The sequence below is a fragment of the Bacillus sp. FSL R7-0646 genome, assembly GCF_037969865.1.
GTDB lineage: Bacteria > Bacillota > Bacilli > Bacillales > Bacillaceae > Bacillus > Bacillus licheniformis.
Window position 1 is genome coordinate 3,207,486 of the sequence record NZ_CP150217.1, and the last position, 16,496, is coordinate 3,223,981.

At 45.7% G+C, this 16,496-nt stretch carries 12 protein-coding genes; 3 read left to right on the forward strand and 9 right to left on the reverse strand.

Features of this window, described 5'->3' with window-relative positions:
* Positions 1 to 10: 10 nt before the first annotated feature.
* The 3 genes from MKY62_RS16745 to MKY62_RS16755 all read left to right on the forward strand — a co-directional run bounded on the left by MKY62_RS16745 (position 11) and on the right by MKY62_RS16755 (position 3,122).
* Positions 11 to 445, forward strand: coding sequence for an Rrf2 family transcriptional regulator (locus MKY62_RS16745; protein WP_003184879.1), 435 nt, complete (start codon positions 11 to 13; stop codon positions 443 to 445).
* 170 nt (positions 446 to 615) lie between these two features.
* Positions 616 to 1,512 (forward strand): prolyl oligopeptidase family serine peptidase, encoded by an 897-nt coding sequence (locus MKY62_RS16750; RefSeq protein ID WP_003184882.1) that lies wholly within the window; start codon positions 616 to 618, stop codon positions 1,510 to 1,512.
* A gap of 146 nt (positions 1,513 to 1,658) precedes the next feature.
* On the forward strand, positions 1,659 to 3,122 hold the full coding sequence (locus MKY62_RS16755) for a hypothetical protein (protein WP_003184884.1): 1,464 nt from the start codon (positions 1,659 to 1,661) through the stop codon (positions 3,120 to 3,122).
* Here the strand turns inward: MKY62_RS16755 and MKY62_RS16760 are convergent.
* From MKY62_RS16760 to MKY62_RS16800, 9 genes are all read right to left on the reverse strand, one after another.
* Positions 3,119 to 3,649 carry an HD domain-containing protein gene (locus MKY62_RS16760; protein WP_003184886.1) on the reverse strand — a complete coding sequence of 177 codons (531 nt, stop codon included), beginning with the start codon at positions 3,647 to 3,649 and terminating at the stop codon, positions 3,119 to 3,121. The genes MKY62_RS16755 and MKY62_RS16760 overlap by 4 nt on opposite strands.
* Positions 3,650 to 3,784: 135 nt before the next feature.
* Complete coding sequence (locus MKY62_RS16765) at positions 3,785 to 4,516, reverse strand: (S)-benzoin forming benzil reductase (protein WP_003184888.1); 732 nt, start codon at positions 4,514 to 4,516, stop codon at positions 3,785 to 3,787.
* Positions 4,517 to 4,662: 146 nt separating this feature from the next.
* The gene (gene essA, locus MKY62_RS16770; RefSeq protein ID WP_003184890.1) at positions 4,663 to 5,115 is read right to left on the reverse strand and encodes a type VII secretion protein EssA; all 453 of its coding nucleotides are present in this window, start codon (positions 5,113 to 5,115) and stop codon (positions 4,663 to 4,665) included.
* Positions 5,116 to 5,140: 25 nt separating this feature from the next.
* Positions 5,141 to 8,170: a type VII secretion protein EsaA gene (gene esaA / locus MKY62_RS16775; RefSeq protein ID WP_003184892.1), complete on the reverse strand. Its 3,030-nt coding sequence runs from the start codon at positions 8,168 to 8,170 to the stop codon at positions 5,141 to 5,143.
* The gene (gene essC, locus MKY62_RS16780; RefSeq protein ID WP_009329516.1) at positions 8,167 to 12,651 is read right to left on the reverse strand and encodes a type VII secretion protein EssC; all 4,485 of its coding nucleotides are present in this window, start codon (positions 12,649 to 12,651) and stop codon (positions 8,167 to 8,169) included. Before essC ends, esaA begins: the two co-directional genes overlap by 4 nt.
* A 36-nt stretch (positions 12,652 to 12,687) precedes the next feature.
* Complete coding sequence (essB, locus tag MKY62_RS16785) at positions 12,688 to 14,004, reverse strand: type VII secretion protein EssB (RefSeq protein WP_009329517.1); 1,317 nt, start codon at positions 14,002 to 14,004, stop codon at positions 12,688 to 12,690.
* 14 nt (positions 14,005 to 14,018) lie between these two features.
* A complete protein-coding gene (locus tag MKY62_RS16790; protein ID WP_011198257.1) occupies positions 14,019 to 14,258 on the reverse strand; it encodes an EsaB/YukD family protein in 240 nt (79 codons plus the stop codon).
* Positions 14,259 to 14,338: 80 nt separating this feature from the next.
* Complete coding sequence (locus MKY62_RS16795) at positions 14,339 to 14,635, reverse strand: WXG100 family type VII secretion target (protein WP_003184900.1); 297 nt, start codon at positions 14,633 to 14,635, stop codon at positions 14,339 to 14,341.
* Between the two features lie 332 nt (positions 14,636 to 14,967).
* Complete coding sequence (locus tag MKY62_RS16800; RefSeq protein WP_003184902.1) at positions 14,968 to 16,377, reverse strand: sodium:alanine symporter family protein; 1,410 nt, start codon at positions 16,375 to 16,377, stop codon at positions 14,968 to 14,970.
* Positions 16,378 to 16,496: the final 119 nt, after the last annotated feature.

Consider the following 16,496-nt stretch of genomic DNA (forward strand, 5'->3'; position numbering starts at 1 on the left):
GGGTGGTTTGATGAAGATCAGCAGCAGATTTACGATAGCCGTACATATGTTATCCTTGATGCACGTCCGAAGCGACCATTTGACATCAGAGCAAATCGCAGACAGCGTCAATACCAATCCGGTCATCATCCGCCAAATCAGCAGATTGCTGAAAAAAGCGGGCTTGATTGAAGTAAAGCGCGGCACAGGCGGAGCGCACTTATTACGGGATGCCGGCGCCATTTCTTTGTATGATGTCTATAAAGCTGTCGAAGTTGTCGGTGAAGGCGAACTGTTTCACACTCACGAAAACCCCAATCCTGATTGCTGGGTTGGCGCGAATATCCACCAGGTTCTTGAGCTTGTTTTATTAAAAGCGCAAACAGCCATGGAGAATATACTCAAAGAAATGTCTATAAAGGAATTGACTGATCTGATCATCCAAAAAAAGAATGCTTCTCAGTGAGGCATGATTTTTTCAACTCGTTGTAATAACTATACTTACAACAAGCATCTGGCACTGTGTTTTTTTCACCTCGTTGTAATATTGTTCATTACAACGGAATAAAAGGAGGTGGTTCCATGTGATCAACACAGGCAAATTCGGATTTCCATCACATTAAGGGAGGACTTAACATGACGAATCATATAAAAGAAATCAACTGGGAGCAAAACACCAACTCTTACATTCAGCTCATACCGAATATTGAGTACACAAAAGTGGAAGACACTTCTTTGACATTACATTTGCTGGTGTACCGCAATCCAATGGATGCGTTATTTAACAGGAAAGGCAATCAGGAAACATACCCGCTGATCATTTATTTGCAAGGGTGCGGATGGGGCTGGACAAAACAGGATACATCCGCCTTTATCCCCCAACTGGTTCCATTTGTCGAGCAAGGATATGTCGTGGCAAGCGTTCAATACAGAGGCAGCGGAGAGGCGGTGTTTCCGGCTCAGCTTCATGATGTGAAAACAGCAGTCCGCTTTTTAAAAGCAAATGCCGCCCGCTATAACATCGATCCTGATAGAGTCGGAGTCTGGGGGGATTCTTCAGGCGGCCATTTGGCTCTTTTGCTTGGATTGACCGAAGGAATTGAAGAATTTGAAGGCCCGGACGAATACCGTCATGTATCGAGCAAAGTCGATGCGGTTGCGGACTGGTTCGGTCCGGTCGACCTTCTGTCCATGAGCAAGTATCCGTCCATCTTCGATCATGATTCACCCAATTCACCGGAATCCAAGCTGATCGGCGGAGCTGTTCAAGAAAACAGAGTACAGGCGAAACAAGCGAGTCCGATAAGCTATGTTCACAGGGAAGCGCCTCCCATTCTGATTATGCACGGGGATCAGGACGATGTCGTCCCTTATCAACAAAGCGTCCAATTGTTTGAAGCCTTAATAAAAGAAGGCCATGATGCCCTTATGTATAAAATAAACGGGGCCGGACATAACGGTTTTACCCAGGCTCATACCCTGGACATCGTCAAATCGTTCTTCCGCAAACATTTAAAGCCTGGAAAAGCCTGAACATTGAAGGCCGGATATCCGGCCTATCAGTGTATATTCCTCTCTTTTATGAATATTTTCTAAATTTTTTTCAGTATATCGGTATAAAGTTCACCTTCAGAAAATAAGATGAAAACGCTTACAAATAAACCATGAGGTGAACAACGATGAAAAAACTGGTGCTGCTCATGCTTGTTTTGCTGCTCGTGTATCCGCATGTATCGAAAGCGGGAGGATTTAAAGGAGGAGGCGGCAATCCGGGCTACTGGTTCGCGGGAGACCCTGTAGAACATCCCGATCCCGCAAAACCGCCGATTGTATTCGTCCATGGATTAAACGGCTCTTCAAGCGCTTGGTTTGACGAAAACGACATGGCGGAACAGGCCTGGAAAAACGGGTATGACGCGGCTTTTATCGATCTCCACCCCGATAAAGACATGCAGGACAACGGAGCGATGCTGGCCGCCAAACTGCGCGAAATCTACCAGTATTTCGGCCGCAAGGTGATTCTCGTTTCCTACAGCAAAGGCGGAATTGACAGTCAGTCGGCTCTTATTCATCACAACGCATACCATTATGTCGAGCGGGTGATTACACTCGGAACCCCCCATCACGGCTCACAGCTGGCAGACCTTGCCTACAGCAACTGGGCAGGATGGCTAGCCGATATTTTAGGCCAGAAAAATGACGCCGTTTATTCACTCCAGACAGGGTTTATGAAATCGTTCCGCGACCAGACCGACAATCATCCCAATCGATTGAAAACCAAATATTTTACCCTGGCAGGCAATAAAATCGGCGGGTTCGGCAGCGCTTTATTTTTCGGGGGCGTCTATTTAAACATGTTTGGCGAAAATGACGGAGCCGTCACTGAAAAAAATGCGAGACTCCCTTACGCCACAAACCTGGATACAGGGAAGTGGGATCACTTCTCAATTATTAAAGGAAACCTCACGTTTCCTGTATTCATGCCTTTACTGACGATTCAGGCAAATGCAAATGAAACTGCGGCCACCAAAGAAAACTTATCGTACCCTTTCATCAGAGGGGGGGAAAATCATGGATTGAGAGAAGAGGAGTTTGCCGTTGAAAAAGGCGTCAAGGAGATAACCGTTCACTGGCTGAGCAATCATTCCTCGGGAAATATCAAATTGACAGATCCACGCGGCAAGCCGTTCAAAGATTTTTCAATCGCAAAGACGGCGGATGTTTTTGAAGGGGGGTTCGTCCATTCCGCTGCCATCAAAAATCCCGCGGCAGGCACTTGGAAGATCGCATCATCCGTCAAACAAAAAGAGGCGTTTTTGTTCATTGTGACTTTCGATTCTCCTCTAAACCAGCAAATCAAAAACGCAGTCACCAGAGAATCGTCAAACCTTGCGAATGTTAAGGCGTCCGTCCGCTCGATCCGCTACGAAAACGGAAAACAAGCCGAGAAAAAGTCGCTGAAACCTGCTTCTATCAATGCGCTGCAAAACAGCCTGTCATTCAAAAAAGCCGGCATGTACTCGGTGACGATAGACCTTTCAGGAAAAACGGCAGACAACTCGCCGTTTAACAGGACGATCATCCGCTCTATTTATGTAAATGACAAAGGGGAAAAGTTTGAAAACAGCCCTTTGTCCGATTAAACCGTTCTTTTCATGGGAGATAAGGATTCATCGACCATGCGGTCAAGCTTCCGGATTTTTTCAAGCGCCAGCTTATGATCGATTTTGCGGTAATGGTGGTTTCCGCCCGGCTCTTCGTCCAGCTCATCCGCTTTTTTGACGATTTGCTGCAGCTTGTTTTTATCAAGGTCCCCTTCTGGCAAATAGGAATCCGTATGAAGCAGAATCGCCAAAGCAATCTCTTTGGCCGCTTTCCGATCTTCGCCGAGGCGGATGAGAAGCTTGTGGGCGCGCTCGGCTCCCTTTATTGCGTGAATGTCGTTTTGCTTGTATTTTTCATAATCCCATTCTCCGTCGGTGTACCATTCATAATGGCCGATATCGTGCAGCAATGCCGCTTTTGTCGCGATATCGGGATCTACTCCAGCTCGCACCGCCAGGCGGTATGCGTGATAGGCGCAGGCTACAGCATGAGCTACACCGGAACGAGTTAAATATTTTTGTGCGATTGGATGGGTGAATACATCCATTAAAGTTACGTTTCTCATGTAAACCCCTCCTTTATATATTTTTAGAATCCTAACATATTTTCATGCAAATCTCAATTGATCTGGCACATCATATTCAAAATTGATAAATAAAAAACAAGCACAATCGATTCGATGTGCTTGTTTTTTTATTTTTTACAAAAACTCTTTAATATCATACACTCTGCCGTTTTCAAAGTCGGTCTCAAGCAGGTCGAGCAGAATGCCGGCCACATAAGAGGTGCTTCTCAGCTTTCCTTCTGTTTGATAGGTTTTGAATCGTTCAATTTCATGAAAATCTTTTTTCGATGATGAACGGATAACCTCTTGCATGCCGGTATCCATGATCCCGGGGGAGAAAGAAATCATCTTCACCGGATCAGACTCATCTTCCTGTTCAAAGCCGAATGTTTTCGTGAACATATCGAGCCCCGCTTTTGAGCTGCAGTAGGCGCTCCATCCTTTATAAGGGTTTTTGGCCGCGCCTGATGATATATTGACAATCGATTTTTTGCCTTTATATGGCTTGAGCCATTTGGTAAACAGCTGGCTGAGCATCACCGGCGCTAACAAATTCAAGTCATAATGCAGCCTCAGTTCTTCCGGTTCAGCTTCGCCGGCGCGCTTGATCGGCGTCACCATTCCCGCATTATTGATCAAGGTGATCGAAGCAAAATCATGGGCTTGGACAGAATCTGAGAATTGCCGAAACCACTTTTCTGTTTCGGCGAGCTGCGCCAGATCGGCCTCATGCTGGATCAGCCTGTCATGACTGATATCAGACTTGGTCCTTGAAACAGCATGAACAATATGGCCTTTTTGCAAAAGCCCTTCGGCCATCGCGGCGCCAAGCCCTTTTGACGCTCCGGTAACAATGGATAAATGCATACGGCGTCCCTCCTTATCCATTATTGTACTGATTCATCAGCCCGCTTCTCAAGTGCTGCGGTTTTCTGCGCTAAGAACAGCCAACCAAAAGACAGCCGCACCGACAGCACCTTACAGAACCTCGGACTTTTCATTGCTGAGCGCTCTTATTTTTTCTGCTGCCCGCTGACTTTCGGAATCAAAAAGAACAGACCGGCGATGCAAAGAAGGATCAGCAGACCGTATAGAATGGGCAGGAAGATGGATTGCCGGTTTTCCGCAGAGTCATCTTCCCTTCCCGATAAGGACGGATTTGCCGAGAATGACAGGTCAAGCTGCTTTAGCTTTGAAGCCACGGAATTGCTTTCATTCGTGAAGCTTCCGGACAGGCTTTTCAGCTTTTCGATAGCATCTTCTTTTTTCGAATCTGTAAATGAGAATTCCTTCAGTTCTTCTGGAATTGATATTTCCTCTTTGTATTCCGCCTCTTCTTCCTGAAGGTAGTCCGTCTCGATTTTAATATCCTGCTTTTCGTACTCGTTTGGCTTTACATCGACTTTATCGGTTTCCTCCGCCTTCGCGATCGGAGTGAAAAGAAAGAAGGAGAGCATGACTGCCATGATCCCCTTCTTTCCCCATTTCGCATTACGCATCATGGTCAGTCTCGCTTTCTTCTGTTCTTGATTTTGCAAAATCGACAATAAAAGGAACAGCAATTGCGATGATCGTGATTAAAATTAATGCTCCGATTCCGAGTGCAAACTGGCTTCCAGTTCCGTACTGAATCGACATATATACGGTTGATACCGGATTGTTAAAGCTGAAGTTCGGCATCGCCAGGTCAAGCAGCGGCGCTACATAGAACAGCACCATGGCGGCTGTCGCGATTCCGCCTGCGATCGATCCCAGCATAAACGCCGTCCGGATAATGGCTGAACTTGCGACAAGCAGCAAGATCGTAAAGACCGACCACATGACGGCCTGATCGTCTGCGAGTGAGTAAATGTTCAAACCGAACAGGCTGATCATCAGTCCGACAATGATATTCAAAATGCCGAACAGCGCGCCCCTGACTAATAGCGGAGCATTTTGATAATGGTGGCTGAAATATCCGATCAGCAAGCTGGAAAGCATCACAATCACGAGAATGACGACCGGCGGTACGTTTTGCGCTTTTGACTCTGGAACATCCCCGCTGATTTTCACCGGACTTGCCAGATGATCGTATACGTATCCGTCGTTTCCTCCGAACGCATTTCCGAGAATGCCGTATACGTCTCCGCGGATAAGCTTTGTCGTCGCGACATTTTGACCCCAGTTTGAATTCAGGGTATCCGCTTTTTTCTGAACATCGTTTACACTTTCCTGAATATTGCTCGTGTACTCGATGACGCCTGATTGCGTTTCCGACAAGGAACCGAGCATGTTGGACAGCTGCAAAATGTCATTTCCAAGCGTATCCTGCATGCTGATGACCATCGTTCCATCTGTCGCATCTCCCTCCATGACTGCTGTTCCGGCGCCTTCCGGATTGCGCAGCTGTTCAGATACGGCATTTGCTCTGTCTGAAATCGTGCTGAGCTCATTCAGCACGTCAGTCTGCTTCTCATTAATGAAATCGCCGTAGCTTTTGACGAAATCGGTCATGTCTTTTGTATAATTTTCAATATCTTCATTTGTAGACAGCATGTTGTTTTTTAAATTGCTCCATTTTTCCGCTTCGGTTTCACCGATTTTAAGGACGGTATTCACGCTGTCTTTTTTCGCGGAGATGACATTGTTCTTAATTGTATAATCTACTGATCCGTATAGCGTTGTTTCATAGTTTGAAAGTAACTTATAGTATTTAAGTAACTGGTCTACATCTCTCGTACGAATCGTTGACTCAAAAGCCTTGCTTAACGTTTCTCTTCGATCACTATCTTTCGGAAGATACTCTAATATGCCATTTTCAATTTTTTTAATACTATCATAGATTACATCAAAATTTTTATTGAGATTCTCAATATCCACTTTCAAATCTTTGATTTCATGCTTTAAATCCTTAATGTTTTCTTTCAGACTACTAATTTTCTTATTTAAGTTTTCAATCTGTTTTTCCAGCTCTTCGTTATGAGTGTCCTGTTTAGCACGAAGATCTTCTTCCAATTTTTCAAGCCTTGCTGCGGCTTCGTTCAATTGTTCTTTTAACTTAGCATTCTCATCTTCCGGTTGTTCGTTTCCAGGTTTCAGCTGTTGATCATCTTCACCCGTCCCTTGATCATTTATCTCATCTGAAGGAGTTGCCGCGTCGCCTTGCTGACCGTTTTCCCCGGTTCCAGGGGAAGGTTCTTGTCCTTGATTCGGGTCTCCGGCAGATGGTTCTTTATCTCCTGAATTGTCGCCATCATTCCCTGAGGAATCCTTTAGCCCGTCCGATAATTCTTTAAGATCAGCCGCAATGCTCTTCAATTCATCTTGCTGTTCTTGAAGATCAATTTTTAGATCTTTTGGTTCTTCTTCATCACCTTTATCCTGATCTTCTTTATCTTCATTACCTGGGTTATCATTTGAATCATCTTCTGAGCCTTTAGCCAGTTCTGACCGCATTGAAATTAAATCAGGTTGAAGCCCTCTGAGTCTCTCTAGTTTCGTTTGATCCTGATAATCATCGATCAACTGTTTCTGAATACTTTCAATCCCAATCGCCTGTAAAGGCACCTGATTTTCCCGCATCGTTTGCAGGTTTTGAAAAGAGTTCGCAGTCAGGCTGAATTGATTTTGCAAGCCGTTGAACGAAGCGGCCATGCCGCTCATTTGTTCATTGAAACGGCTTGTTGCGCTGGACTGCTTTTCCTTAATCACCGTAAGTCCGTCTTGAATCTGGCCTTCGCTGTCCGCTTGTGCAGCCATCAGCAGCTCCGACTGCTTCTCTTGATATTGTTTGTATTGATTGACGTTGTCGACGAAGCTGTCCAATTGTTTTTTGGATTCTTCGACGCTTGCGTTGCGTTCTTTTGATGTGCCTTCTGTTTCATTGATCGATTCTTTCAGTCTGTCGATCATCTCTTTTTGTCTTTCTACTTCGCCAGCTAAATTGTTGGAGCTCGGCTTGTAAAAATTGTACATCGCGTTTTGGAACTCCGACTCTTTGTTTACGATGCTGTCAAACTCTTTTCTGACCTTTTTGACTCCCTGTTTGACAAAGCGCCAGTACAGGGAAGACATTTTCTTGCTCACCGTTTTTTGCGCGTCCTGAAGCTCGCGCTGGACTTTTTCCTTGTTGACGGCGTCGAGCTGGTCCTGAATTTTGAATTCCAGCTCCGCTTTTTGCGGACGCTCATGGTTGTAGCTTAAAATGTTTTGCGAAAAGTCCGACGGAATGTAGACAATCGCATCGTATTGCTTCTCCGCAAGTCCGCTTTCTGCTGCGCTCCGGTTGACGACCGTCCATTTATAATCCGGACGGTCAACCAGGGAAGCCGAGATTTCGTTTCCCAGCAGCGCATCTTGATCAACGGTTCCGTCATCTTTCAAAACGCCGGTATCCTCATTGACAACGGCGATTTCCCTTGTCGCGTTCGATACCTTTTTCGTCGGGTTCTCACCGATGAAATGAAAAAACAGGACGGGCAGCAAGATGATCGTGACGATGGCGCTGATAATTTTCAGCGTGCTTTTTTGTTGTTCCGTCATTTCGCTTTCTTCCTTTCTACAGCACATAAAGGAATTTGAATTTTCCTCTCTTTGCCGTTTTCAACGATATAGCCAAAGCCCGGCAGAATTTCCGGCTCCTGGCGTTCATATGGGAGCTGAATCAAGTTCTGCTCGGATTTTTTCATCAATAGCATCGCGTGTCTGACCTGCTTGACTTCGCTTGTCAGCGAATCATAGCCTTTTGTGAACTCGCTGTGATTTCCGGCAGGTATAAAGTGGAAACCTAAATGGGCGTAAGATTTCATGAACATCGCCATTTTGTCCTGAATCGATGCGTCGATCGTCTGCTGGAACCGTGAAATTCCGTCGACAATAAAGACCATCGGTGAGAAATCAAGGTTGGCGATTTCTCCTTGTTTAACGGCTTCCAAATACATCGCTTCCCTTGTCCGGCAAATTTCTTCCGTCTCAGCGAGCCAGAGCAGAATGTCGTCTTTTGTTTCTAGATAGCTGATTTGATCCTCTGTCGCATATTGAGAAAGCCCTCTGTCTATCGAATCAAACACGGCGATTTTTTTCGTGTCATGGTCAAGCAGGTGCTCGAGCATGATCTTGATGACGTTTGTTTTTCCGCGCTGCGTCTGACCCATAATGAGGCAGTGCTTATTTTTCTCAAGATTAAAGTATACGGGTTCGACAGTTTCTTCATCGAGTCCCATTGGAATAAGGCCTCTTTCAGGCTGAAGCGGATAATCTCTCACAAACTGTGTGACGGAAAGCTCGAGCGGCAGCATCGGCACAGGCGCCGGCTTTCTCATGCCTTCCGAGCGTTCTGCGATCGCCTGAATGTCGGCTTTGATCCCTTCAAACAGCTCGATATCGTTGTCCGCTTCCACAGGCATAAACATTTGTGCGAAGTATTGGTTTTCTTTATTGATAATAACGCGTCCAGGGATCGGTTCAAGGCTGAATTCCGGCCTTCCGATAATCGAATATGCTTCAGACTGATCCATCAGATAGTGGACAACCCTCGTTTTCAGGTTGTTCAAGAGCGACTGTCTGATTGCATTGACCCTTGTCGCGGTCAGGATTAAATAAATTCCAAGCGACTGGCCGTCTCGTGAAAACTGGATAAATTCGCTTTCGAGTTCATGCATTTCGTCTTTAATGATGTCAAAGTTGTCGACCGTTATGAAAATAAACGGCAGCTTTTCCTCATTCAGCGCATTGTACATCTTGATATGGCTGATTTCTTTTGCACGGAAGAGATTTTTCCTGTGCTCGATTTCCGCCTTGATCCGGACCATAAATTTCTCGATTTTTCTCGTTTGGTCCATCAGGAAATAATCCGCGGTGTGCGGAAGCCTTGCAAGCGGAAGCAGCGTTCCGTTGCCAAAGTCGAAAATGTAGTAATGCAATTCTTCCGGCGTATACTGTTCGGCAAAGCTCATCATGAACGTCGTGGCTGTCAGGGATTTTCCGTAGCCTGACGAGCCGACGATGCCGATATTGCCGTCTTCCATCATGCGGTAGCTGATCGGCTCCTGGCTTTGCTTTTCAGGTTCATCGATATAGGCAAAGTTAAAGGCATCGGCTTCCTCCGACGGATAGCGCGTTTTCGGTATGCGTTCTTCAAGCGGCGGCAGCCAAGGGCTCGGGAGCTTCTCGATTCCCATCTCCGCTTGAATCCGTTCAATTTGTTCGACGACTGCCGAAATTTCCGTCACAGCCTCTTTTTTCGCAGCGCGATCAGCATCAACATCTGATAAAGGAATTAATCCGGTATCTGTGACGATCGCCACTTCATCCTCTGTGCCGTAGCCGTCCTCCATGTAAGGGGCTCCGCTCCATGCAGACTGGAACAGTTCATACACCTCGTTGTTGCCGACTTGCAAATAGCCGCGGCCCGTTACCGTGATGGTAGCCGCATCCCCGTTTTTGAGGATCTCTTTACTGTCATTCGCATCCTGCACCTTCAAGGCGACCTTGAATCTGGAGTTGCTCCAAATCTGGTCATCGATGATGCCGCCCGGTTTTTGCGTCGCCAAGATTAAGTGCACCCCGAGGCTTCGCCCGATCCTTGCCGCACTGACAAGCTCGCGGATAAATTCCGGTTCTTCGCTTTTCAGCTCGGCAAATTCGTCTGAAATTAAGAAAAGGTGCGGCATCGCCGTTTTCGCTTTTTTCTGTTTGTAAAGCTTTGTATAGTCGTTGATATGGTTCACTTTGTACTGATCAAAGAGCCGCTGCCTTTTCTTCAGCTCGCTCTTAATGGACGCAAGCGCCCGGTTGCTGAAGTTCTTGCTGCCTTCAATGTTAGTAATCGTTCCGAGCAAATGCGGAATGTTCCGGAACGGCTGCGCCATTCCGCCCCCTTTGTAGTCGATTAGCAAAAATGCGACTTCATGCGGGTGAAAGTGAACTGCCAAAGACAAAATATAAGTCTGCAAAAATTCACTTTTACCCGAACCGGTCGTTCCGGCAAGCAGCCCGTGGGGGCCGTGCGCCTTTTCGTGAAGGTTTAAATAAACAATGTCGTCTTTTCCTTTATAGCCGATCGGCACGGCCAAAGATTTGGCCGATTCGCTTGTCATCCATTTTTGTTCGATGCCGATGTCATCGACTTCCTTCACTTGGAACAGTTCGAGAAACGATACGGTATCAGGAATCGAATTCGTCATGCCCGTCTGGTGGTCAAGCGTTCTCAGCGTCCGGGAAAACTGTTCGTTGTCTTCCCTGTTGTGGTGATCCAGCTGAAACGGGATCTGGACGGCTTTCTTTTGCTTGATCAGAATGTCGCCTTCCTGTTCAGTAATATAACGAACAAGGGTATGAATGTTTTCGGACAGGCTTTCTTTTGTCTCTGCCGCCACGATTGTCGACACTCCGAGGTGTTTCTGCTTGCCTTCCAAATATTCTAAAATGACGTGTTCTGCGATGAGCTGCTGATTTGTGATGATAAACACAAAGTGCGGCTTAAACAAAGTCTTCTTTTTGTTTTCATCTAAATCCCGTTCTCTCAAAATCTCATATATGCTTGAAAGGAGCTGATCTCTCGTCTGTTCGTTGTAAATAAACCCTTTCGCATAAATATGAGGCATCTGAAAATGCGGGAGCCACTTCATCCATTCCCATTCTTGATACTCGGCTTCGTCAAAAATAAAGACAAAGCGCAAGTCATGATAGCTGTGGAAAAATGCGAGCTGGCCGACAAGCTGATGAATTTCATTTTTGACGACGGACAATTTTCCGACGACGCCCATCGGGCCTTCGGCAAGATTCACAGTGATCGGCGCATTTTTCAGCTCTCTGTAGACCTCTTCCATTTTTTGCGTTTGTTCAAGGAGATGGTCTGTATCGCGGTTGGCCAAATCTCCGCCGTTCAAATTGATTTGGTACGAAGATGCAACATTTCCCGTTCCAAGGCGGATTTGCAGAAAATCGGCGCTTTCAATCGATTTTTCCCAAATTCGTCCGCTGATCTCCTTTGTTAAATATTTCATTCTCTCAAATGTAGGAAAATGGAAATCAAGTACGAACTTTTGTCTTTCTGCAAGTTCATGCAGCTCTTTCTTTTTGTTTTCAAGGTAAAGGGTATAGACCCGCTCTCTTTTTTCTTCTCTTTTTTTACGCTGATTTTTGTCGCGGAAGTACTGCACGGTTGACGTAATCAGCGTCATCATAAACATCGCAAGGGAAACGATGATAAAGATCCCCCGCGGCTGAATGAGCGCCACGATCCCCATGACGATCAGCATGACGAGCGGAGGCAGAATCATCAGCCATAGGCCTCTGTTGTCTCCGTCGCTTTCCTGTGCCGGGAAGCTGAAGGATACTTTTTCATCCGGCAGGTCGTAAATCATTCTCGGCGGCCTGCGGTATTGCGGATATTTATTTTTTGTCTCGGAGCTCGGCTTAAGAATGTTCTCCAAAGACGTATCAAACTTCCCGAATCCCTCGATTTCCAAGAGGTCGTCTTCAACGATGCGAAGAATATTCAGTCCAAATGCGATTTCGTCTCCATTTTGCACGGAGACAGGGGCGGACACTTCTTCTCCGTTCAAATAAATTTTCGCGTCATTCGGCAGGACATTCCATTGCCCGTCGAGGCGGATGAAAGAGAACGTACCTTTTTCTCCAAAGAATGAATCCGTTTCATTGAAATAAACATCCGCTTCTTGATCGAGGGAAGAAATGACGATTTCCTGTCTCTCTCCCAAATAGTAGGCAGGAACGCTGTCGGCTTCTTCGGCTAAAAAGAGCGTCAGCTGTTCAGCGCCGCTTTGGACGGACGCCTTTCCGCCAAGCTTTAAAGAAGAGACCGTCTCCCCTCCCAGCTGCACGTTCAAAGCGTCTGAGTCCTTCTGCTTTTCCAGTGTCACCGGGCCTTTTTCAAATGAAAAATGCTTAATCGTGACAGAATGTTTCAAATCCGGCCCGATGGTGAGCGTGCGGCTGTTCTGATCATCCAGTTTTATTTTTTGATAGTTTTTATGATAAAAAATCCATAACAGACTCATTTCTCCGCCTCCTGCCAACAACAGGTGTTTTCGCTTTTATTTGTCATCTTTTTTCTTTTTGTCTTCCTTTTCTTTATTTTCTTTTTTCGCCTGTTCCTTCTCGGCCTTCTCCGTTTCAGCCTTTGCGGCCTCTACGTCCGCCTGGTTTTGCTCGGTGTTTGCCTGCTGGTTTTCTTCAGTTTTGGCTTTCTGTTCATCCGCTGTCCGCTTCAATTCTTCAAGTTCTTTTTCGAGCGGATCCAGCTGTTTCTGCCGCTCATCACTGGACAATTTATCATCGGCTTTAATGTCATCTGTGTATTTCATAAGTGCCAACATGATCTGTGCATTGTTTTCCAGCTTACGGGCCGTCTCAAGCGCTTCTTTATTGGCGCCGCGTCCGATCTGAATCCAGTAAAGGAAATTATTCGGATCGACTTGAAGCGTCAGGCTCTTCATGGCATCTTCCTGTAAATCGGCTTCCTTCAGTACATTGTCAACGATGATATACGAATAAGCCAGCTGATACTGAACAGAATCAGGCATCTCATCGGCATCATATTTATCAAGCGTACTGATGACTTTGCTGTACTGTTTATTTAAGAAGTAGCGGTTGCTTTCGATAAACGCCTGCTGTTTCGGCTGCGCGAAGAATAATGAATAGAAGGAAAATAAAACAGCCGGTATTAAGCATAAAATTAGTCCTAACCCTATGTACCTTTGAATCTTCCATTTCTTCTTCGGAAGATGGACAAGCATTTTTTCTTCGGCATCCAGTTCATCGATCCTCTTTTGAATGACGGCTTTCAAATCGCCGTATGTCCCGCTTGTGATGATGTCTTTTACCTGATCTGAAAATTTGATGGTTTCGCTGTATTTTAAATACTCTTCAAAAGAAAATTGCCCGTCGACAGCAAGCGCCGCGGCGGCTTTCACTTCATTGAAAAGTCTTTCTTCGTCGTGTTCATATGGCGGAATGCTTTCTTTCACTCCATAATGTAAAAATTTAGGCGTCAATCCTTTGTCAAAAACAATGTTTTCAGGCGCAGCGATCAGGTGCAGCCTTTTAATTGAATGTTCTTCAACGGCTTTCACGAGCTGGTACGCGAATAGCCACTTGCTTTTTTTATTTTTCCCTTTTATATAACGAAATTCTTTATATTCGGAAGGAGGCTGAATCATAATTTGGACTTCATCATCGGTCATGACGGCTTCTTTATTAAAGGAAGGATCGACTTCTTTAATGACGTTTGCTTCCAAGCCGTTCACAAGATTGATCTTCTCTCTTTGAAAACGAAAGATATATGTACCGTCTTCTTTCGTCATGACGGCCTCTAATTGGTCTTCGAGATACGTTTTCTTTTTCTCTGCCATTCATCCAGATCCTTTCATAATATTTCCAGACGGTCACCTGTCGTAATTCCGCATTGCGATAATGTATATTCGCCTGAAAAAACGGCATCTTTATTTGTCACCCTTACCCAGTAGCCTTCCCGGGGAGGCACCGGTATGCTTTTGGCTTGCCACGCAATGTCGACTACCTTTTTAACAGAATGGTAATCCGACAGTCTGAGGTCAAAGACGCTGCCGTCGTAATGTTTTAAATCGATGGTAATGTCAACATACACCAGTTCATCACCTCTCAATAGAAAAAGCGCCGTCATCTTCTTTTGAATTAGGCGCTTCTCTCATTCTTCTAATCTGTAAATTAGCCGCGGATTTGGCTAGCGATGTCTTGGTCAGTGCTTTCAAGAGTGTTAGCAGTCTGATGAAGCTGTTTAGAAACGTCGCTTAGAAGTTCAGCCATTTTAATAAAAGAAGGTCTTAGCTCTTGGTATTGCTCTGAGAACGCACGGCTTGATTCACCTTCCCACATATCTTGAAGCTGGTTGATCATTTGATCAAGACGCTGATTGACCTGCTCAGTCACATCTCCGCTTTCTTTTTGATATCTGTCAGCCATTTGCCGCAGTTCAGCCGGCGTAACACGAATGATTCCTGACATATTCCTTATACCTCCTGCGCTATTCGCCCTAGATATGGGCTAAATAACTTATTTTTTTGAACGCTTTTATTATAAAAACAAGATTGAGGCACAGTCAAACAAATCTGTTGTTATTTTACAAAATGAGTCTAAAGGTTTATCATTCCTCTATTTCCACCCAGCAAAAATTATAGAAATCTAGTAAAAATATCTCAATTTTCTTCTTTCGGAACATTCGCATCAAAAGGCATGGTTCAATGTGACTATCTGAGACTAAAGCGTTTCCATAGGATAAAGGAAGGATTGCCTATGCGCAAAAAAGCCCGCCTCTCTTAGAGGCAGGCTTGTCTTGATCAGCCCGCTTTCAAGCCGGCTGACTTTTGTTTTTCCTTATTATAGTGGTGCAAAAAGAAATCGTCAGTTTCCGCGCGAATGACTTTCCATAAGAGCACAAGGGCGATCAAGTTCGGGATCATCATTAATGCGTTTGCCGCGTCGGCAAAAGCCCATACAGTATTCAGGCTTGCGACTGCACCGTAATATGCAGCAATGACATAAACGACACGGTAAAGCGGCACCCATTTTAAACCAACTAAATATTCCAGACATTTTTCTCCATATACATACCAACCGACAATGGTTGAGTAGCCAAAGAAAATCACCGAAAACGTGACGATGTATTTGCCCGCGGCTCCCAGCGAAGAAGCAAACGCGGCGTTTGTCAGCGCGCCGGCATCAAGCGATGCATCGTGGGCAACACCAGAAAGCAGACCGCCTGAAGGATCCCAGAATCCCGTGATAATGAGGACAAGCCCCGTCATCGTACAAACGATCAATGTAACGATGAAAGTTCCCGTCATCGCAACCAAAGCGGCCTTGACGGGGTGATCGGATTTCGCGTTTCCTGCGATTAAAGCAGCGGTACCAAGACCAGCTTCATTTGAAAAGATTCCTTTCGACATTCCGTTTCTGATCGCCTCAGAGACGACCATGCCAGTAAAGCCCCCCGCGGCTGACACCGGGTTGAAGGCGTGATAAAAAATCAGCTGGAACGCCGGAATGATTTGATCATAATGAAGGAAAATAATGATCAGTGATCCGCCGATATAAAGTATCGCCATGACCGGCACAAAAATGCTCGCAACCGTGCTGACACGCTGAAAACCGCCGAAGATGATCGCAGCCGTCAATACCGCGAGCACAAGGCCGATGATCCAGCCGGGAATCCCGAAGCTCTGTGTAACGACTTCCGAAATCGTGTTGGACTGGACGGAATCCCCGATTCCAAAAGAGGCAAGCACACCTGACAATGCAAATAAAACGGCAAGCGGCTTCCACTTCTTCCCGAGCCCTTTTTCGACATAGTACATCGGCCCGCCCGAATATTCGCCCCGCTCATTTTTGACGCGGTATTTCGTGGCGAGCAATGCTTCGCTGTATTTTGTAGCCATCCCTAAAAGACCGACGAGCCACATCCAAAACAAAGCCCCCGGACCTCCAACCGTAATCGCCGTGGCTACACCGGCAATATTTCCATTTCCGATCGTTCCGGCAAGCGTTGTCATCAGCGCCTTGAAATTGCTGACATCACCGTCTGCTCCGGCTGATTCTTTTTCTTTCCCGAATGCAAGTTTGAATGCATATATCAATCTTTTAAATTGAAGCCCCCGCAGGATGAACGTCAGAAATAAACCGGTTCCCGCAAGCATAACGATGCCCGGGACTCCCCATAAAAAGCCGTTGATTTTCTCTAGAATCGCCAATGTTCCTACTCCTCTTATTTCAGAATAATTAAATTTGGTTTAATACATCGCCGTGTTTATGAAAAATAATAAATCACCAGCGACTTTTTTGTTGATTTTAACAAACAACTATATTCATA